This window comes from Pseudomonas syringae pv. coryli str. NCPPB 4273, assembly GCF_000972175.1.
Taxonomy (GTDB): Bacteria; Pseudomonadota; Gammaproteobacteria; order Pseudomonadales; family Pseudomonadaceae; genus Aquipseudomonas; species Aquipseudomonas syringae.
The window spans coordinates 66,694-86,261 of the sequence record NZ_AWQP01000019.1; the positions used below are offsets into that span (position 1 = coordinate 66,694).

Genomic DNA, 19,568 nt, shown 5'->3' on the forward strand with positions numbered 1-19,568 from the left:
CTGATGAATGATTACGTGCATGACTTCTCTCATACAGGAAGACGTCATGACACCTAACCCCCTGGAAACACCCCAAACCGACCAGCAACTGTTGCGCGAACGTGCGCAGCAGTTCGTTCTCGATTATCCCGATCTCTACGATCTGGCCCATACCGCCGCCAGCAGGATCATTCTGCAGCACACCCAGCGTGTGTTTGCCCCGGAGCAGGTGTATTGGCATCGTTTCAGCAGTGCCAGCAGCAGTCCGCGCACGTTTACCGGCTGGCAGCATTCCGGAACGCCGGTGCAGTCGATGACCTTGATCGAGCTGCTCATGCGGCACTTCAGCGCCCACGATCAGGAAGCCAGCGACGAGCTTTCCCTGTACGGCGGTTTCTATACCGATGGCCCGGATCATGGGGTTTTCGACGAGCGCAACGAGGTGCCCATGCTTCCTCAGGACGTGCTCAGAGACATGTGGACGCTTGATTTCAGCGCGCTGTACACCCGCCGTATGGAGCGTTTCTGGAGCCTGCATAGCGAGAACTTTTGCACCCTGGCCAAGGCACGCTATCTGGTTGCGGCCAGTCACTGCCTGCGCAAGGGCCAGCTTTCAGCCGATGATTTCAAGCACGTCACGTGCGTCGTCACTGCCGATCCTTTGCAGACCCCTACGCTGAAGGCGTTGCAGGGTCCGCTTCCTGCGACTCCCGGTGTCACGGTACACACGCTGGATATCGACGGCATCAAGGCCCATGACATTTTGCGTATCGTCACCGCCGCTGGCCGCGAGATCATCTACTGGCCCGATGCCGAGCAGCCGTTCATGGCGTTCGATAGCGAACGTGCGGTGTACCGCTGGCTCAAGGCCCGGTTCATGGGCGAGCACGCCGACAAGGCGATAACACGTCAGTTTCTGCGTGGTGAGGCGTCCCGGACCAAGGATAGCGATCGATTCTTTCGCGCGGTGAGCCAGTTGCTCGAGCAAGATTGGCGCGCCGATGTTCGACTCGTCAATCTGGTGCAGGCGCCTATCGCGGGTGATCCCTTCGTGTATCTGCGAGACGTCGCCCGACAGGGAATGACCGCTGATGCGCGTGAACTGCTGACATCCAATGCGGATCTGCGCAAACAGATGTGGATCGGCTACCTGGGCGCGTTCATGCAGGCGTTTGGCGGGCTTGCGCCGTTGGGCTGGCCGATCGCCTTGACGCTGGTTGGCGCAAGTCTCGCCAATACCGGTTTGAACATCGACCAGGCGGTCAATGGCAAGACCGCTGCGCAGCGCAAGGCGGGCGTGCTGGGCGCGATCATCAACATCATTTATCTGCTGTTCAATCTGCCTCTGTTGATGTCCATACGTGCCGTCCCTCAGCCTGTGCCGGTGGCTGCAACCGAAGGGCTGCCGATCTCCAGCGAGGTGCTGGAAAGCAGCAGCGCGCCGGCCCATCCACTGGACAATATGGAAGGCAACCTGCTGCTCGACAGCCTGACGCCTTCAGCTGCGGAGGGCAGGTTTCGCGGTATCTACACGCTGGGCAATGGCGAAACCTGGATCAAGCTAGCGCAACTGCCCTATCGCGTGATGTTCAATGAGCAGCAGCAGTGCTGGTTTATCGTCAACCCGGACAACCCGTTTGCATTCGCAGGCAGCAAGCCGGTGCGTCTGAGTGCCGACGGGGAGTGGGCGTTACTTGACTCGCCCGGTCTGCAGGGCGGTGCCCCGATGGATGTGCCGGTGCCGTCAAGCAGTGCATCCGCCGCGACGGGCAAGCCTTATGTGACCATACACTCGGCCTTTTGGGACAGGTATCTGCAAACCGATCTGTTCAATGAGCAGCACTATGCCGAAGTGGCGTTGGCTCGGCAGAAAGACGTGATGACGATTTGGGAGCCAGGCCCTGAGGAGGCCCCTATGTCGGACTCATCACCCGACGGCGACGAGGTGTACAAAGACCCTTGGCATGGCAAACACCGGGTTTTCAAGCTCGGTGAGGACGACTATTACGGCAGAAATATCATGCTCTACACCCAGGATGACGCTGAATTCAATCAGTTCCTGCGCACGGGCGAGAGCAAAAGGGCCAATCAGGTACGACTCATCGAACGACTGGCCGATGACATCCAGGTGGTGGGGTACAACAATGATGTCGAGTTGTACCGCGGCGGCAGTGGTGATCGCGGGACTTCGGGTGCCGTGTTCCGCAGCGGGCAGATCAAGGTCGGTGATGTGCTGGTCAATACCGATGTCACCTCGTTCAGCGAAAATCCCTATGTGGTCAGCGCCTTCGCCAGCAGCCGGGCTGGTGCACCCGCTAACGCCATGATCGGGCCGGTAACCTTCGATGACACCTCGGTAGTCTTCGTTCTGCCCAAGGGCCGATACCTGCGGGCCACACCGATTGCACCGTTTTCAGCCTCGCCCGAGGAAGCCGAATCAATCTTTTTGCCCGGCTGCTACTTTCAGATCGACAGCATCGAAGAGGTGAGCGGCGAGTTTTACCGCATCATGAAAATCCAGATGCAGGAGGTGGATCGTCCTGCTCAAGGACGCGCGCTTTACGACATGCGCACGGGCGAGCCCTTCAGCCGAGAGCAGTACGCACTCAAGCTGGGTAACGATGCCAAGCCACTGGTCGACCGGTTTTTCCCGCAGGAGCCACTGGCGGATCTGTTCGGCTTTCACTGATCAAGCGCTATTCAGGTTTTTATCAGAACCAGTCGTTGCGCATTGCCAGGCAGGTGTCATCACGGCTTTCCAGAATCGCCAGTTCGTGATGGCAGCCCGGTACTTCCCACGTCAGGAAGTACCGGGCTGCCTGCAGTTTGCCGCGGTAAAAGTCGCCGTCGGCCTGATTGCCGCCACTCAAGCCTTCTTCTGCGCGGACCGCCTGCTCAAGCCATCGCCAACCTACTACCGTATGGCCGAATGCCTTGAGGTACAGCGCCGAGTTGGCCAGCGTGCTGGTGATTTTGCCCTGTGCCAGATCGGTGAGCAGCCCGAGGGTGACGGCCTGCACGCGTGCGACCAGTTGCTGCAGAGGCTGGCGCAGTTCGTCGAGTGCCTGATGAGTCTGGGCGCGTTCGCAGGTCGCCGAGATCAGGCGCAGCAGTTGCTTGAGGCCGGTGCCGCCATTCTGCGCCAGCTTGCGGCCAAGCAGGTCGAGCGACTGGATGCCGTGAGTGCCTTCATGGATCGCATTGAGGCGGTTATCCCGGTAATACTGCTCGACCGGGTATTCGCGGGTGTAACCGTGGCCGCCCAGGACCTGGATCGCCAGTTCGTTGGCCTTCAGGCAGAACTCCGACGGCCATGACTTGACCACCGGGGTCAGCAGGTCCAGCAATTCATGCGCGTGCTTGCGATCGTCTTCGCTTTCGCCGGTCTGTGTGTCATCGAACAGCCGCGAGGCGTACAGGCACAGGTCAAACGCGCCTTCTACGTAAGCTTTCTGGGTCAGCAGCATGCGCCGCACGTCAGCATGCTCAATGATGGGGACCGGTTTGCTGTCCGGGCTTTTGCTGTCCGGCAAGCGCCCTTGCGGCCGCTCGCGGGCGTACTCCAGTGAATAAAGGTAGCCGGAATAACCCAGCATCGCCGCACCAAGCCCCACGCCGATACGCGCTTCGTTCATCATCTGGAACATGTAATTCAGGCCATGATGAGGCTTGCCCACCAGATAGCCGACACACTCACCGTTATCGCCGAAATTCAGCGCGGTGGAGGTGGTGCCTTTCCAGCCCATCTTGTGAAACAGACCCGCCAGCAGTACATCATTGCGTTTGCCGAGGCTGCCGTCATCGTTGACCAGAAACTTGGGCACGATGAACAGCGAGATACCTTTGACCCCGGCTGGCGCATCCGGCAGTTTTGCCAGGACCATGTGCACGATGTTCTCCGACAGCGAATGATCACCGCAGGAAATGAATATCTTGTTGCCACGCAACCGATAAGTGCCGTCGCCTGCCGGCTCGGCGCGTGTGCGGATATCTGACAGCGATGAACCGGCATGCGGCTCGGTCAGCGCCATGGTGCCGAAGAAGCGTCCTTCGATCATGGGTTGCAGAAAACGCTGCTTCTGCTCGTCGTCGGCAAAACTCTCAATCAGATTGGCCGCGCCCATCGTCAGGAACGGATACGACGTGGTGCCGACATTGGCCGCCTGAAAGTGGGCAAAACAGGCTTGCGACAGCAGCGTAGGCAACTGCATGCCGCCTGCGTCGAAATCGCGTGATGCATTGAGAAAGCCGGCCTCGAGAAACGCGTCTATCGCGGGTTTGACTTCCGGTATCAGGATGGCTTCGCCCTTTTCATAGCGTGGCTCGTTTTCGTCGGCCTTGCGGTTGTGCGGTGCAAAGTACTTTTCCGCAATGGCGCGCGCCGTCCCCAGCGCCGCATCAAAGGTTTCCCGCGAATGCTCGGCAAAGCGCTCGCGACGCGTCAGACCTTCGGCGTCCAGCACTTCATACAGCTCGAAAGCCAGATTTCGGGAACTGAGCAGCGACTCGGACATGATGGCGTACCTGGTTTTTGGAATCTTCCGAGTCTAGAGCCGGGCGTACGCGATGAACAGGAGGATTGACGAGCGTGATGGGGGTGTAAAAAGGACACGCCTGGAAATCGGCCGTCAGCTTTCCACGCATCTGTTGTCGGAAAAAATCTAACTACTGGTATTTTTATCAGGTTCTCCTGCCCGATTTTTATTTCAGAGTATAGGCGTAAGTTAATGAGCTACGACTATCAAGGAGAAGGGTTATGGACTCAAAGGTTATTGTAATGGATATAAGTCCGGCTACTATTCAGGCAGGTTGGAGGGGAGAGGCTGTGCCCAGTGTTGACCTCCCGGTGCCGGAAAAGCTTTTCAATGGAGAGGGAGAGGTTGTCGAGTGGGGGGCACTTTCAGCGCTGTTGGATACGGTACTGCTGGATAAGTTTAAGTGGTCAGACAGTGACGAGGTGACGGTTATATATGTTGTCCCATCTAAGATGCCGAAGGCGGGCAAGGAAAAACTTCTTGATCTAAGCTTTGACGACGACAAATATAGGCTGCAGGGGGTTTTTCTGAAGTCGGCTGCTTCTGCAATTCTTTTTTCATTGGATCGTACAAAAACGACGCTGGAGGGTAAAGCGGTTCCGGAGGTGAACGGGGTCGCAATAAGGACGGATAAAAAAACGGCTATCATCACGGTTGACCCTGTTTTTCAGGATGTACTACTTCCTTCGGCGGCACTGAAATTGACCAAAAATAATTGGGGAAGCTCGTTCGATCCTCAGCTCGCACTGTCTGACGATTCTATTAATATCTTGGCCGATACGATTGTGCTGGCTGTGCAAAGAACTGATGTTGGTATTCGCTCATTGCTTTATAAAAACCTGGTGCTGTCAGGTAGCAGAGTTAATGAGTCAGGGTTTTATGAGAAGCTTAAAAAGAGTATTACTGAAAAAGCGCCCAAGGGAGTACTGATTGGTATGACGCTTGATCCTAAGCCGGAAAGTGCCGCATGGCGAGGTGCAGCTATGTATGCCGTTTTTGAAAAATTCCCCCTCATGGCTATAAGCGGGGGGGAGTATCTCGAGTCAGGACCAGGTATTGTTCATAGGAAATGTTCGTGGCTGTGGTAGCGGCGGTCTATACGTACTGTATTTAATGTTGATCATGAGTGCCTCAGTTGCTGGATCTTGCACGACTGCAGGTTCGCCTCGGTTACGTTTGTCTTTCTCGACAGTTTGAAGATTGTTGACGCAGAGCGTCCATAACTGCGTGCCATCGCTGAGTGGCACGATATTCATTGCAGAGCATGGGAACGGTCGGTGTCTTTCAGACACCTCTCGTTCCGCACGCTCCAGCGTGGGAATGCCGTTCGTGACGCTCCGCGTCATCTGTTAACGCACGGCATCAGCCGATCGTCATCAGGCTCGCATTGCCACCCGCCGCCGCGGTGTTGACGCTCAATGCCCGCTCGATCACCAGGCGTTCCAGTGGCACGTTGGTTTCGCCGTGGGACAGCCCGTTGACGCCGACGATGGCACCGCTGCGTTGTGCGATCTGCTGGCAGATGGCACGTAGCTGATCGGAGTCGCCGTGGTGCAGGACGGCGTCGAAGGTGACTTCGTCCTTGGCCCAGTCAGGTACCAGCTTGATGCGCGCTTGAACGTCCTTTGGCAGGCGAGCCCGGAGCGGTTTGCTGATGTCGGTTTCCGACCACACGGCAGAGCTGCCGACCGCCAGTACGGCCGCCAGTTGAATCAGCAGATCGTTCTCGTCGTCAGCCAGGCAAAGTACGTGTTCACGCGGCAGGATCGCATAGCTGTTGCGTTCGCCGGTCGGGCCAGCCAGCTGGCGGGTGATGCCGCTTTGTGATTGCTCGGCGTATTGACTGCACAGTGCGTCCAGATCGCTTTGCTGATTGCTGGCAGCCCAGGCCTTGAGTGCCTGTAACGGCTTGCCGAGGACTTCACGCAGGCGCGTATCCGGTGCAGACAGCGCATCGCTGCGGACGAACGATTTCTCGATAGCGTCCTGCGGGCGCGTCGACAGCAGGCGATACAGGTACAGCGGGCCACCGGCTTTGGGGCCGGTGCCGGACAGGCCTTCGCCGCCGAATGGCTGAACACCCACCACGGCGCCGACGATGTTGCGGTTGACGTAGACGTTGCCGGCATTGACGTTATCGATGACCTTGGCGATGGTCTCGTCGATGCGGGTGTGCACGCCCAGGGTCAGGCCATAACCGGAAGCGTTGATCTGATCGATCAGCAGGCCGAGTTCCTTGCGCTTGTAGCGCACCACGTGCAGTACCGGACCGAAGATTTCGCGTTGCAGCTCATCGAAGCTTTCCAGTTCGATCAAGGTCGGCATCACATAAGTGCCACGCTTGAGTTCGGCGCTGTCGGCGATGGCTACCTGATAGACGGTGCGGCCCTTGTCGCGCATGGCCTGGATGTGTTTTTCGATACCGGCCTTGGCCTCTGCGTCGATCACCGGGCCGATGTCCACGGACAGGCGCTCCGGATTGCCGAGGCGGTTCTCGGCCATCGCGCCCTTGAGCATTTCGATGACGCGGTCGGCAGAATCTTCCTGCAGGCACAGCACGCGCAGTGCCGAGCAGCGTTGACCGGCGCTGTCGAATGCCGAGGACACCACGTCGATCACCACCTGCTCGGTCAGCGCCGAAGAGTCGACAATCATCGCGTTCTGGCCACCGGTTTCGGCGATCAGCGGAATGGGGCGACCCTGTGAGTCGAGGCGACCTGCCACGTTGCGCTGCAGCAGGCGGGCGACTTCGGTGGAACCGGTGAACATGACACCTTTGACACGCTCGTCGCCGACCAGCCCGGCACCTACGGTTTCGCCGCGACCCGGCAGCAATTGCACCACGCCTTCCGGAATGCCCGCTTCAAGCAGCAGGCGCACGGCCTGTGCGGCGATCAGCGGTGTCTGCTCGGCAGGTTTGGCCAGCACCGGGTTACCCGCAGCCAGTGCAGCAGCCACCTGACCACTGAAAATTGCCAGCGGGAAGTTCCACGGGCTGATGCAGACCACCGGCCCCAGCGGACGATGGCCGTCGTTGGTGAAGTCATTGCGCGCCTGCACGGCGTAGTAACGCAGGAAGTCCACGGCTTCGCGCACTTCGGCGATGGCGTTGGCGAAGGTCTTGCCCGCTTCACGGACCAGCAGGCCCATCAGCGGCTGGATTTCAGCCTCCATCAAGTCAGCGGCACGCTCCAGAATCGCAGCGCGCTCGACAGGCGGAGTGGCCTGCCAGATCGGACCGGCGCTCAAGGCGCACTGGATGGCGTTATCGACATCTGGCAGGGACGCTTCCTGTACATGACCGACCACGTCACGCAGGTCCGATGGGTTGAGCGCAGCACTCAGCGTGCCAGCGCTGGCCGGGCAGCCCAGCATAGGGGCGGCTTTCCAGTCGTTGTGCGCGGTAGCCAGCAGGGCCGAAGACAGCGAAGCAAGACGATGCTCGTTGGCCATGTCGATGCCGCTGGAGTTGGCGCGTTCGGTTCCGTACAGATCACGCGGCAGCGGAATGCGCTGATGCGGCAGGCCGAAACCGCCTTCCTGGGTTGCCATGCGTTCGATCTGGCTGACCGGATCTGCGACGAGCTCCTGAATCGAGATCGAGTGGTCGGCAATCCGGTTGACGAACGAGGTGTTGGCGCCGTTTTCCAGCAGGCGACGCACCAGATAGGCCAGCAGTGTTTCATGGGTGCCGACCGGGGCGTACACGCGGCAAGGACGATTCAGTTTGCCGTCGGCGACTTTGCCCACGACCTGCTCGTACAACGGCTCGCCCATGCCGTGCAGGCACTGGAATTCATACTGGCCGGGGTAATAATTCTGACCGGCAATCTGGTAGATGGCCGCCAGGGTATGGGCGTTGTGCGTAGCGAATTGTGGATAGATGACTTCCGGTGCCGCGAGCAGTTTGCGGGCGCAGGCGATGTAGGACACGTCGGTGTACACCTTGCGCGTGTACACCGGATAGCCTTCCAGGCCTTCGACCTGGGCGCGCTTGATCTCGCTGTCCCAGTAAGCGCCCTTGACCAGGCGGATCATCAGACGATGGCGGCTGCGGCGTGCCAGGTCGATCACGTAATCGATCACGTAAGGGCAGCGCTTCTGATACGCCTGAATCACGAAGCCGATGCCGTTCCAGCCGGTGAGCTGTGGTTCGAAACACAGGCGCTCGAGCAGATCCAGCGACAGCTCCAGGCGATCGGCTTCTTCGGCGTCGATGTTCAGACCGATGTCGTATTGCTTGGCCAGCAGGGTCAGCGACAGCAGGCGCGGGTACAGCTCATCCATCACCCGCTCGTACTGGGCGCGGCTATAGCGTGGATGCAGTGCCGACAGCTTGATGGAAATCCCCGGGCCTTCGTAGATGCCGCGACCGTGGGAGGCCTTGCCGATGGAGTGGATGGCCTGCTCGTAGGACGCCAGGTACTTCTGCGCGTCATGTTCGGTCAGCGCCGCTTCACCCAGCATGTCGTAGGAATAGCGGAAGCCCTTGGCTTCGAAGCGGCTGGCATTGGCCAGGGCTTCACCGATGGTTTCGCCGGTGACGAACTGCTCGCCCATCAGGCGCATGGCCATGTCGACGCCCTTGCGGATCATCGGTTCGCCGCTTTTGCCGATGATGCGGCTCAACGAGGACGTAAGGCCCGCCTCATTGTGAGTGGCAACCAGTCTGCCGGTGAGCAGCAGGCCCCAGGTGGCGGCGTTGACGAACAGCGACGGGCTGTTGCCCAGGTGCGGCTGCCAGTTGCCGTTGCTTATCTTGTCGCGAATCAACGCATCGCGGGTGCCCTTGTCCGGAATACGCAGCAGCGCTTCGGCCAGGCACATCAGCGCAACGCCCTCCTGAGAGGACAGTGAAAACTCCTGCAACAGGCCTTGAACGATGCCTGCGCGACCGCCCGCGCTTTTCTGGTTACGCAGTTTCTCTGCAATCGACGCGGCCATCTTGTTGGTGGCTTCGGCAACCGGGGCGCTCAGGCGCGCCTGCTCGAGCAGCATCGGCACCACTTCCTGCTCGGGGCGACGGTAGGCGGAAGTAATGGCTGCACGTAATACGGATTGCGGTTGAATGCTCTCGGCAAAATCCAGGAAGCATTGCAGCCCCGCGTCTTCTGCCAGCTCGCCGCGGTCATCGTTTTCCTTCCCGGCAGACCCATTGAGCTCCAACAGGGTTGCACCACTCTCGAGCTTTTCCAGGTAATTGAAAATCGCCTGCTTGATCAACCAGTGCGGTGTACGGTCGATGGAGTGGGCTGCGGCTTTCAATCGCTCGCGGGTAGGGTCGTCAAGTTTGACGCCAAGAGTGGTGGTGGCCATGTGTTGTCCTCTTTATAGCCACGCGGAGGTGGCATCGGCTTTGGCGCAGATTAGCCTCGGGACGGGGTGAGGTGCAACCGGGTGCAACCCGATTTGGAGAATATTTTGTGACGCTCCTGGCGAGCAGCTCATAAAAACAGCGCTACGCTCAATGCTGGTGCGCGATTTTTTGTAGATTGCATCGAAAACGCCCTAAAATGGCGCGTAAATGCATCTGCGTCAGGTTTTTTGTAACAGGTGCAACTTGCAGGATGAAATGGGTTGCACCTTGTTTGCTTTGTTTAATAGGATTCGTTCCTGCGGTGCAACCGCCAGTCATTGATTGCCAATCCTTGCGGAGCGATCAGTCAACGCGGTGTCGGGTGCAAAAGCAGGGATGTGCCGAATATCGGTCGCCATTCCCTTTGGCATCGGGTGCCAACATAAAAATAATGCCAAGGCAGAACTCATGAGTGTCAGCAACCCTACCTTGATCACGTTCGTGATCTATATAGCGGCAATGGTATTGATCGGCCTGATGGCCTATCGCTCTACCAACAACCTTTCAGATTACATCCTCGGCGGACGCAGTCTTGGCAGCGTGGTCACCGCTCTTTCAGCAGGTGCCTCTGACATGAGCGGCTGGCTGTTGATGGGCTTGCCCGGTGCCATCTACATGTCCGGCCTGTCGGAAAGCTGGATCGCCATCGGCCTGATCATCGGCGCCTACCTGAACTGGCTGTTCGTGGCTGGCCGTCTGCGTGTGCAGACAGAGCACAACGGCGACGCGCTGACCCTGCCGGATTACTTCAGCAGCCGTTTCGAAGACAGCAGCGGCCTGCTGCGCATCATCTCGGCCATCGTGATTCTGGTGTTCTTCACCATCTATTGCGCCTCGGGCATCGTTGCGGGGGCGCGTCTGTTTGAAAGCACCTTCGGCATGTCCTACGAAACCGCCCTGTGGGCCGGTGCTGCGGCGACCATCGCCTACACTTTCGTCGGTGGTTTCCTCGCAGTGAGCTGGACAGACACCGTGCAGGCCACGCTGATGATCTTCGCGCTGATCCTCACGCCGATCATCGTCCTGCTGGCAACGGGCGGCGTCGATACCACCTTTCTGGCCATTGAAGCGAAAGATCCGACCAGCTTCGACATGTTCAAGAACACGACTTTCATCGGCATCATTTCCCTGCTCGGCTGGGGCCTGGGCTATTTCGGTCAGCCACATATCCTGGCACGCTTCATGGCGGCCGATTCGGTCAAGTCGATTGCCAGCGCCCGACGCATCTCCATGGCCTGGATGATCCTGTGCCTGGGCGGCACCGTGGCGGTGGGTTTCTTCGGCATCGCCTATTTCTCGGCGCACCCGGATGTTGCCGGGCCGGTGACTGAAAACCCGGAGCGGGTGTTCATCGAGCTGGCCAAGCTGCTGTTCAACCCATGGGTTGCGGGCGTGCTGCTGTCGGCCATTCTGGCTGCGGTGATGAGTACGCTGAGCTGCCAGTTGCTGGTGTGCTCCAGCGCGTTGACCGAGGACTTCTACAAGGCTTATCTGCGCAAAAGCGCTTCGCAGATCGAGCTGGTCTGGGTCGGTCGGGCAATGGTGCTGCTGATCGCGATCATTGCCATTCTGTTGGCGGCCAATCCCGAAAACCGCGTGCTGGGCCTGGTGAGTTACGCCTGGGCCGGTTTCGGCGCAGCTTTCGGCCCTGTGGTGCTGATTTCGGTGCTGTGGAAGGGCATGACCCGTAACGGCGCTCTGGCCGGGGTCATTGTGGGTGCGGCCACCGTGGTGCTCTGGAAACAGTTCAGTACGATGGGGCTGTATGAAATCATCCCCGGGTTCATTCTGGCCAGCATCGCCATCGTGGTGTTCAGCCTGATCGGCAAGCCTGCTTCTGCATCCATGCAGACCCGTTTCCTGGCAGCCGAGCAGGATTTCAAAGCCAACCGCTGAGAGGTCTGACTGAAACACAAACGGCCCGTTCTTCTTCGTGAAGCGCGGGCCGTTCTGTATGTGCGCCGGGAGCAGCGTGCCGGTCAGCTCTGGTTGTGATCGATGTCGAGGTTGTAGAACGTCGCCTTGCCGCCCTCCGAGGTGTATCCGGTATTGTCTTGGGTATACACCCCCGCCTTGAAGTACAGAGGCTTGTCCCGCCAGGTCTCGCTGATGCGCGTGCTCCAGTCCTGATCCTTGGCGCTGACGGACAGTTTGCCGCCTTTGCTCAGGTGAATGACGTAATTGAATGTCTCATTCAGCTTCACCCCTTCTACGATGGTGTAAACCTTGCTTTCGTCATCGTCATAGCGGTTGCGAACTTTTGCAACGATATCGCCGGTCTTGGTGTCTTCCTTGTATTGAAACTCGACTTTCAGGAGCGGCTCTGTGCTCTCGTATGCGTGTATTTGTCCGATGACCACCTTGCCGGTGGAAGGTACCTGATCGACTTCCAGTTTGGCGTTCAGATAGTTGTCGGCATCCGGATATACCCAGTTATGCAGCGAACCGTCGGACCACGTTTCCCGAAGTTCGCTACGGGAATATTTGGCGTTCTCGGTTTTAGTGCCGGTGACGGGCGACCAGAACACAATGGAGTCGGTTTTGGATTTGAAATATTTACCGTCGTAGCCTTTTACTAACTGAGCGGTTTCGATGGTCTTGGGGGGTGACCCCACCGGGATGCTGAGATTCCACGATCCAAGATCTACCATTTTGTCTCCGTCCGTAAATGTCTTTGTATCGCTCATGGAAAAGCCTCTGGCGCGAGGCTTCAGCCGACTTTTATACGGCTCGTAGGACAATTTGTTAATAAAAAAATGTCGAACGGATGGCGTCAAAGTGCTGTCACTTCTTCTGCAGGGCAGAGCCTGCAAGGGGTGTAGAGAATGACCGTTAGTCGGCTAGATCGAACTTTGACAGTAGGGAAGAGGCGCCTTGCTTCTGCTTTTGGCGAGACGAGGCTAGAGTTATTCCAAAGTATGACGGTCGTCCTGAGTCTCAGGCGTCATGCCCACAAAGAGAAGCAGCATGGAACGCGTGCCAACCCAGCCAGATGATGGCTCTTCAGTTTTACTTGTTGTAGATGATTACCCGGAGAATCTGGTGACGATGTGCGCTGTTCTGCAAAGAACGGACTGGCACATCGTGACTGCAAGTTCCGGAATTGAAGCATTGACCGTACTTCTCGAGCAGGAAGTCGACCTGGTTTTGCTGGATGTGCAAATGCCGGGCATGGACGGTTTCGAGGTCGCGCGGCTGATGCGCGGCAGTCAGCGTACCCGCCTGACGCCGATTATATTTCTCACCGCCAATGAGCAGACCCAGGATGCGGTGCAGAAGGGCTATGCGAATGGTGCGACGGATTATCTGTTCAAACCCTTCGACCCTAATGTGCTCAAGCCCAAGGTGCAGACCCTGCTTGAACAGCAGCGCAATCGCCGTGCGCTGCAACAGCTGTCGCTGGAGCTGGAATCGGCTCGTGCGTTCAATGCATCGGTGCTGGCCAACGTCGCCGAAGGTATTCTGGTCGTTGACGAAGCGGGCACTATCAGCTTTGCCAACCCGGCTATCTGCCAGTTATTGAACACCTCGGTCGATCACCTTCGCGGCACCCAGGTGCTGGACTACATCATCGAGCCGAAGGTGGGCCACTGGCTGGATTCTGGTTTCTATCAGCACTATCGCAAGTCCGACACCTATCGGGTGCACGACGCCATTCTGCGTACGGCGCAAGGCACGCAACTGCCAGTGGCGTTGTCCTGCGCGGCGCTGCCTGCCGAACAGAAAGCAATGGTGCTGACGGTTCTCGATATGTCGGTGGTCCGTGATCTTTATCAGCAACTTGAAAAACAGGCCGTCACCGATGCATTGACAGGCCTGCTCAATCGCCGAGGGCTTTATCAGGCCGTTGAAAGCATGCTGTTGCGCAACGAGCGGGCCGATAAATACCTGGTCGTGCTGTTCATGGATCTGGATGGCTTCAAGCAGATCAATGATGCGCTGGGCCATGAAGCGGGTGATCAGGTATTGCTCTGGGTCGCCGAGCAGTTCAAGGACAGCATGCGCCCCTACGATGTGCTGGCGCGCATCGGCGGCGACGAGTTCACGGTGGTGATCGACGGGCTCGATTACCCCGAACAGGCGGCCAAGATCGCCGAAAAGCTCATTGAGCGCGTATCCGGAAGACGTCAGGTCGACGGCGTCGAGATCACGCTGGGTGCCAGCGTCGGCATTGCAACCTTTCCGGACTGCGGCTCGAATCTGGACGGTCTGCTGCGCGCGGCAGATATCGCCATGTACGAAGCCAAGCGTGCCGGACGGCAGCAATATCGGTTCTATGATCAGAACATGAACGGGCGCGCCCGCTCGCGACTGATGCTTGAGGAAAGCGTGCGTACGGCCATCGACGGCCGGGATTTTTCAGTGGTGTACCAGCCCCAGATTCACGTGGCGGATGGTCGCTTGCGGGGTTTCGAGGCTTTGCTGCGCTGGCAGCATCCTGCGGTCGGAGAGGTGCCGCCTGCGCTGTTCATTCCGCTGCTGGAAGAGACCCGACTGATCAACCGGCTCGGCAGCTGGATATTTGATCAGGGCGCCGAGCAGCGTCAGGCATGGAGCCGGATCTTCGCGCCTGACATGGTGCTGAGTGTCTGCGTCAGTCCCACGCAATTCTGTCTGCCCAATCTGGCTTCGGAATTGAAACGCGCCATGGATCGCTTCGAGCTGAAGCCGGGGCAGATCGAGGTGGAAATCACTGAAACCGCTTTGGTCAACAACCTGACACACAGCCATAAACAGCTGAAGTTGCTGCATGACGTCGGTGTGCGCATTGCGCTCGACGACTTCGGTACGGGCGAATGCTCGCTGTCGCACCTGCGCAATCTGCAACTCGACACCTTGAAGCTGGACAGGCGTTTTGTGGCCAACATCGTCGGATCAAAGCGCGAGGCGGCGATGGCCAGCAGTATCATCGACCTGAGCCGCAACCTCGATATGCTGGTCATTGCCGAAGGCGTCGAGACAGCCGAGCAGTATCAATGGCTGGCCGACAACGGCTGTCAGGTCATACAGGGCTTTCTGATCGCTCATCCGATGGTGCCGGAGGACGCGTTGCGCTTTCCCGGGCACTTTGACGTGGCGGGCTTGAGGCAGAGCAGATTGTTGTAGAATGGCGTTTTTCGATCTCATGCAAAGGCCCCATGACTGCGTCCAGCCATGCTCCGCTCAAATACCTGCAGGCCTATCCGCAGGCCCTGCAGGATCAGGTGCAGCAGCTGATTGCCGAGGATCGTCTGGCGGATTATCTACAGCAGCGCTACCCCGCGCGGCATCAGGTCCAGAGCGACAAGGCCCTTTACGCCTATGCGCTGGCGCTCAAGCAGGATCACCTGCGCAACGCGCCAGCCATCAAGAAGGTTCTTTTCGACAATCGCCTGGACCTGACCCATCGCGCGCTGGGCCTGCACACCAAGATATCCAGAGTGCAGGGTGGCAAGCTCAAGGCCAGTAACGAGATTCGTGTGGCCGCGCTGTTCAAGGAAGCGCCGCCGGAGTTTCTGAAAATGATCGTGGTGCACGAACTGGCTCATTTTCGTGAGTCGGACCACAACAAGGCGTTCTACCAGTTGTGCGAGCACATGTTGCCCGGTTATCACCAACTGGAATTCGATTTGCGCGTGTACCTGACGTACCGCGATCTGCAGGCCGCACGAGCGCCATGCTGAGCCAGGCACTGAAAAAGGATTCGACGATGCAGGTCAGCAAGACCAAAAGCAGTTTCTATCGCCGCCTGTACGTGGCGTACCTGATCGATTCACAGGTCGCCAGCAGTGTCCCTGAACTGATGGCGGCAACCGGCATGCCGCGTCGTACCGCGCAGGACACTATCAGTGCGCTTGCCGATCTGGACATTGTGTGTGACTTCGAGCAGCTCGAAGGCGGCCGCAATCACGCCGGCAGCTACCGGATCCGTGACTGGGGCGCCGTTGACAAGGGTTGGATCGCCGACAATCTGCCGCGCATCAAGGCTGTGCTGGAGTACCCCTGAGCGGTTTTCAGTCCAGATCGCGACGCATGCCGATATGCGGAATGTCGTCTTCCAGGTAGACCTCGCCCACCGGATTGAAGCCGTAGCGGCTGTAATAGCCTTGCAGATGCGCCTGGGCCGATAGATAGATGGGCTGGTCGGGCCATTTGCGTTCGGCGTTCTCCAGGGCCTGCTCCATCAGTTCATGGCCGATGCCCCTGCTGCGAATCGAAGGCGCTGTCACCACGCGGCCGATGGTCACGTCGCCGCCTTGCTGGATGGGGTCGAGCAAACGCAGGTAGGCGACCAGCTTGTCTTCCTGCCACGCCATCAGGTGGCAGGTGTCGCCCGTCAGGTCCTGTCCGTCGACGTCCAGATACACGCATTGCTGCTCGACCACAAACACCTCGGCACGCAGTTGCAGCACGGCATAGAGCTGCTGGATGCTCAGCTCGGTGTGATGTTTGCAGATCCATTTGATAGACATGTCGCAGACTCGCAGGGAAACCAGAAGCGAAGTCTAAACGTATCCGGCGACATTCCCAATAAACGCCGTCAACGTTATGAATGCTGCGCCGGTTGAGCATGTTGCTTGCCCGGCTTGTCTACTGCCTGCTTGAGGTCTTCAATTAAAAACGGCAGGCGCTTTAACGCGCGAGCGTTTCCCTGCCGATAGGATTAAATTGGGTATGCCGCCCCTTTCAGGAACCTGAGCATGTCGCAGTCGCTTCGAGCGGTGGGGTTGCTGGTCGTTCTGCTAATGGCGCAGGCCAACGCAGCTGAAAAGCTGCGTCTTGTAGCCGACCCCTGGCCTCCCTTTACCGACGCGCTGCTGCTCAACGGCGGGTTGGCGACCGATATCGTCAATACGGCGCTACGCCGTGCCGGGTACACCACGCTGTACGAGCAAGTGCCATGGGCGCGAGCGATGCTGGGCTTGAGCCAGGGGCGTCATGATGTATTGATCAATGCCTGGTTCAGCGAGGAGCGTACGAAAGTTGGCCAGTTTTCTGCACAATACCTGCTCAATCGGGTGCGCTTCATCAAGCGCAAGGACTCGCCGATTGGCACCCTGACCCATGAGCAATTGCACAGGTACGTCATCGCAGTGGTCCGGGGTTACGCTTATGCCCCTGCGTTTGACAACGACACCGAGCTGCAGAAAGTCCCGGTGCAAAACTTCTCCACCGCCATACGCATGCTTGCCGCCGAGCGTGTCGACCTGACCCTGGAAGACGAATACGTGGCCCGTTACAACCTGGCGATGGAGCCGGACGAGGTGCGTGACCGGGTCGAGTTTCTACCGGGCTCGTTGAGCGAGAACAGCCTGCATATTCTGGTCAGCCTGAAAAATCCCCACCACGACAAGATCGTCGCCGACTTCGATCGCGAAATTACCGCCATGAAAGCGGATGGCACCTACGATGAACTGCTCAGACTGCATGGGTTGCAGCAGTCTCCGGAGCTTTGATCAAGTGCGCGGCGAGGGTACGCAGCGGGGCCAGCTGGCGGCAGATCAGCGCCAGTTGGGCCTGCACCAGTCGCTGACTTTCGTCCATGTCTTCGGGCAGTTGCTCCAGTTGTGCGGCCAGCTCTTCCTCGACATCGCTCTGTACCGCAACCGGCTTCTTCTCGGCCAGCCCTGCAGCGATCTCGTCGATGCTGGCGGCCAGTGTGGCACCGACGTTATCGATCAGGTGTTCGCGGACATCGCTCGGCAACTGCGTATCACGGTGCGCGCCGAGGCCTGAAAGGTAGCTGAGCAGCGTGTGTGACAGCACCAGAAAGCGAAAGCCGACGTCGGCCTCCTTGCGGAAGTGGCCGGGCTCCATGAGCATGTTGGCCAGCGTGGTCGACAGCGCGGCGTCAGCATTGTGGGCGTTGCGCCGCGCCAGTCGGTAGGCCAGGTCGTCACTCTTGCCCTTGGCGTACTGTTGCATGATCTGCCGCAGGTAGATGCTGTTGCAGGTCAGGGTGTTGGCCAGCACCTTGTTCAGGCGCCGTCCCTGCCAGTCCGGCAGAAACAGGAACACTGCGAGGCCGGCGATAAGGCTGCCCAGCAACGTATCGAACAGCCGGGGCAGGAACAGGCCGTAACCGTCGCCGACCTGATTGAAGCAGAACAGCACCATCACCGTGATGGCGGCGGTCGACAGGGTGTAGCGCGTGGTGCGATTGACGAAGAACACCACCCCGGCCAGCACGGCGCACATCGATTGCAGAATCGGGCTGGTGACCAGATCGAACAGCACCCAGCCGACCGTCAGGCCAATCGCGGTGCCGATGATCCGCTGGCCGAGCTTGAGCCGGGTGGCGCCGTAGCTGGGCTGGCAGACGAACACCGTGGTCAGAATGATCCAGTAGCCCTGTGACGGGTGGATCAGGTGCACCATCGCGTAACCGATGGTCAATGCCAGCGGCAGTCGTAGCGCGTGACGAAACAGCAGCGAAGTCGGGGTCATCTGCAGGCGCAGGCGTGTCCAGACATCCTTGAGGTTGCGCGGCGAGCGGTCCAGCAGGCTGCTGTCGGTGGCATCGGCCACGGCGTCCGGGTTGCTGGCGTCGCTGATCAGACGATCCAGGGTGCCGAGGTTGGCGGCCAGCGCGCGCAGCGAACGCAGCAGGCCGCGCCAAGCAGGGTTGCTCTGGATGCGCAGGTGCTCAAGGGACGCGTGCAGGTCTTCCATGGCTTCGGCGAAGCTTGGGTCATACACGAACGGCTGCCGCAGCTGGATGGATTCTGACAGCGCCTGGCAGGCAGCGCCCTGTTGGCGCAGCAGGCGCTGGCAGCGGAACAGCACGTCGCTGTGGAAAAACGCATCGGCCAGTGAGTTGTAGGGGTAATGCGACGAGCTGGCGCGCTCGTGGATGTCCTGGGCGATGAAGTACAGCTTCAGGTAGCGGCTGACCTTGGAACCGGGGCGGCCGCTGCCGACGCGGTGCAGGATGATTTCCTTGGTGGAGTTCAGCGCGGCGACCACTTTGCCGTTCTGCTGCGCCAGTTCCAGACGGCGGGCCTCCACGTTGAGCGTGCGAATCGGTTCGAACAGGGTCGACTTGAGTTTCAGGTACTGGCCCAGCTCACGAAACAGTCGCGCCAGCGCCTGTTGCACCGGCTGGTTGGCAAACAGCATCTGCCACAGCACCGACAGCAGGCCGTACCAGGCTGCGCCCGCCACCAGCAGCATCGGTTCATGCCAGAAGTCCAGCACTTCACCGCCACGCTGATCGACGCCGATCATGGTGTAGACCGAAAGGATCAACGTGCCGTAGGCAATCGCGCCATAGCGTTCACCCAGCGCACCCAGCATGGTCAGGCAGAAGCTGGCCAGCGCCAGTGAACAGACAAACAGAATGGGGTAGGGGAAGAGCAGTTCGACGGCGAGGGCGGCGATGCTGAAACACACCAGTGTCACGGCCAGTGCGTTGAGTCGGCCCTGCCAGCTGTCGTCGGTCTCGGCCAGGGCGCAGGCAATAATCCCCAGAAACAGCGGGATCAGTAACGCCATTTCATTTTGATACCAGCACAGCGCCATGCTGCCGGTCAGTGCGATAAAGACTCGAACGCTATAGCTGAATTTATCCAGCGCCCACAATCGACGGAATGTATGACGGAGAGATTTCGATGCCATGGGTTAGCTTGACGGCCCTGTTCGCAATTGATCGATCGTGCAGGAGGATATGTACAGACCAAATGACTGGCTGTACATCCGCCTCGCAAAATTTATACCGG

12 protein-coding genes are annotated in these 19,568 nt (G+C 58.9%); 7 read left to right on the top strand and 5 right to left on the bottom strand.

Translation table 11 applies throughout. The features are described from left to right. Nucleotides 1-46 precede the first annotated feature (46 nt). Nucleotides 47-2,668, top strand: coding sequence for a dermonecrotic toxin domain-containing protein (locus P406_RS09435; protein ID WP_046236041.1), 2,622 nt, complete (start codon nt 47-49; stop codon nt 2,666-2,668). Between the two features lie 22 nt (nt 2,669-2,690). On the opposite strand, the gene P406_RS09440 is transcribed toward P406_RS09435, so the two are convergent. Next, nucleotides 2,691-4,493 carry an acyl-CoA dehydrogenase gene (locus tag P406_RS09440; protein ID WP_046236042.1) on the bottom strand — a complete coding sequence of 601 codons (1,803 nt, stop codon included), beginning with the start codon at nt 4,491-4,493 and terminating at the stop codon, nt 2,691-2,693. Nucleotides 4,494-4,735: 242 nt separating this feature from the next. On the opposite strand from P406_RS09440, the gene P406_RS09445 reads away from it, so the two are divergent. Continuing rightward, complete coding sequence (locus P406_RS09445; RefSeq protein ID WP_046236043.1) at nt 4,736-5,602, top strand: syringactin; 867 nt, start codon at nt 4,736-4,738, stop codon at nt 5,600-5,602. A 274-nt stretch (nt 5,603-5,876) separates the two neighbouring features. Here the strand turns inward: P406_RS09445 and putA are convergent, their stop codons facing one another. Then, nucleotides 5,877-9,830 carry a trifunctional transcriptional regulator/proline dehydrogenase/L-glutamate gamma-semialdehyde dehydrogenase gene (putA, locus tag P406_RS09450; RefSeq protein ID WP_046236044.1) on the bottom strand — a complete coding sequence of 1,318 codons (3,954 nt, stop codon included), beginning with the start codon at nt 9,828-9,830 and terminating at the stop codon, nt 5,877-5,879. Between the two features lie 448 nt (nt 9,831-10,278). Between putA and putP the strand changes: the two genes are divergently transcribed. Further along, nucleotides 10,279-11,766, top strand: a complete 1,488-nt coding sequence (putP, locus tag P406_RS09455) for a sodium/proline symporter PutP (RefSeq protein WP_046236045.1) — start codon at nt 10,279-10,281, stop codon at nt 11,764-11,766. An 83-nt stretch (nt 11,767-11,849) separates the two neighbouring features. On the opposite strand, the gene P406_RS09460 is transcribed toward putP, so the two are convergent. Continuing rightward, the gene (locus P406_RS09460) at nt 11,850-12,521 is read right to left on the bottom strand and encodes a polysaccharide lyase family 7 protein (RefSeq protein ID WP_003414386.1); all 672 of its coding nucleotides are present in this window, start codon (nt 12,519-12,521) and stop codon (nt 11,850-11,852) included. A gap of 316 nt (nt 12,522-12,837) precedes the next feature. Between P406_RS09460 and P406_RS09465 the strand changes: the two genes are divergently transcribed. The 3 genes from P406_RS09465 to P406_RS09475 are packed head-to-tail and all read left to right on the top strand — an operon-like array spanning nt 12,838 to nt 15,856. Then, entirely contained in the window at nt 12,838-14,976 is a 2,139-nt protein-coding gene (locus tag P406_RS09465; RefSeq protein WP_003414388.1) for a two-component system response regulator, read from the top strand. 32 nt (nt 14,977-15,008) lie between these two features. Next, complete coding sequence (locus tag P406_RS09470; RefSeq protein ID WP_004409397.1) at nt 15,009-15,533, top strand: M48 metallopeptidase family protein; 525 nt, start codon at nt 15,009-15,011, stop codon at nt 15,531-15,533. 26 nt (nt 15,534-15,559) lie between these two features. Continuing rightward, nucleotides 15,560-15,856, top strand: a complete 297-nt coding sequence (locus tag P406_RS09475; protein ID WP_046236099.1) for a winged helix-turn-helix domain-containing protein — start codon at nt 15,560-15,562, stop codon at nt 15,854-15,856. Nucleotides 15,857-15,863: 7 nt separating this feature from the next. Here P406_RS09475 and P406_RS09480 read toward each other — a convergent pair whose 3' ends face one another. Continuing rightward, nucleotides 15,864-16,322: a GNAT family N-acetyltransferase gene (locus P406_RS09480; RefSeq protein ID WP_002551760.1), complete on the bottom strand. Its 459-nt coding sequence runs from the start codon at nt 16,320-16,322 to the stop codon at nt 15,864-15,866. Nucleotides 16,323-16,550: 228 nt separating this feature from the next. Here P406_RS09480 and P406_RS09485 point away from each other — a divergent pair, with 228 nt between their 5' ends. Beyond that, a complete protein-coding gene (locus P406_RS09485; protein WP_003414394.1) occupies nt 16,551-17,306 on the top strand; it encodes a substrate-binding periplasmic protein in 756 nt (251 codons plus the stop codon). Here P406_RS09485 and yccS read toward each other — a convergent pair. Next, nucleotides 17,269-19,467: a YccS family putative transporter gene (gene yccS, locus P406_RS09490; protein ID WP_032697710.1), complete on the bottom strand. Its 2,199-nt coding sequence runs from the start codon at nt 19,465-19,467 to the stop codon at nt 17,269-17,271. The two genes, P406_RS09485 and yccS, sit on opposite strands and share 38 nt — an antisense overlap. Nucleotides 19,468-19,568: the final 101 nt, after the last annotated feature.

What these genes read in the sequence shown, in the direction of transcription:
- P406_RS09475 (WP_046236099.1), top strand. Translation starts at nt 15,560, where the DNA reads ATGCAGGTCAGCAAGACCAAAAGCAGTTTCTATCGCCGCCTGTACGTG.
- P406_RS09485 (WP_003414394.1), top strand. Translation starts at nt 16,551, where the DNA reads ATGTCGCAGTCGCTTCGAGCGGTGGGGTTGCTGGTCGTTCTGCTAATG.
- P406_RS09470 (WP_004409397.1), top strand. Translation starts at nt 15,009, where the DNA reads ATGACTGCGTCCAGCCATGCTCCGCTCAAATACCTGCAGGCCTATCCG.
- P406_RS09465 (WP_003414388.1), top strand. Translation starts at nt 12,838, where the DNA reads ATGGAACGCGTGCCAACCCAGCCAGATGATGGCTCTTCAGTTTTACTT.
- P406_RS09445 (WP_046236043.1), top strand. Translation starts at nt 4,736, where the DNA reads ATGGACTCAAAGGTTATTGTAATGGATATAAGTCCGGCTACTATTCAG.
- P406_RS09435 (WP_046236041.1), top strand. Translation starts at nt 47, where the DNA reads ATGACACCTAACCCCCTGGAAACACCCCAAACCGACCAGCAACTGTTG.
- yccS (WP_032697710.1), bottom strand. Translation starts at nt 19,467, where the DNA reads ATGGCATCGAAATCTCTCCGTCATACATTCCGTCGATTGTGGGCGCTG.
- P406_RS09460 (WP_003414386.1), bottom strand. Translation starts at nt 12,521, where the DNA reads ATGGTAGATCTTGGATCGTGGAATCTCAGCATCCCGGTGGGGTCACCC.
- putA (WP_046236044.1), bottom strand. Translation starts at nt 9,830, where the DNA reads ATGGCCACCACCACTCTTGGCGTCAAACTTGACGACCCTACCCGCGAG.
- P406_RS09480 (WP_002551760.1), bottom strand. Translation starts at nt 16,322, where the DNA reads ATGTCTATCAAATGGATCTGCAAACATCACACCGAGCTGAGCATCCAG.
- putP (WP_046236045.1), top strand. Translation starts at nt 10,279, where the DNA reads ATGAGTGTCAGCAACCCTACCTTGATCACGTTCGTGATCTATATAGCG.
- P406_RS09440 (WP_046236042.1), bottom strand. Translation starts at nt 4,493, where the DNA reads ATGTCCGAGTCGCTGCTCAGTTCCCGAAATCTGGCTTTCGAGCTGTAT.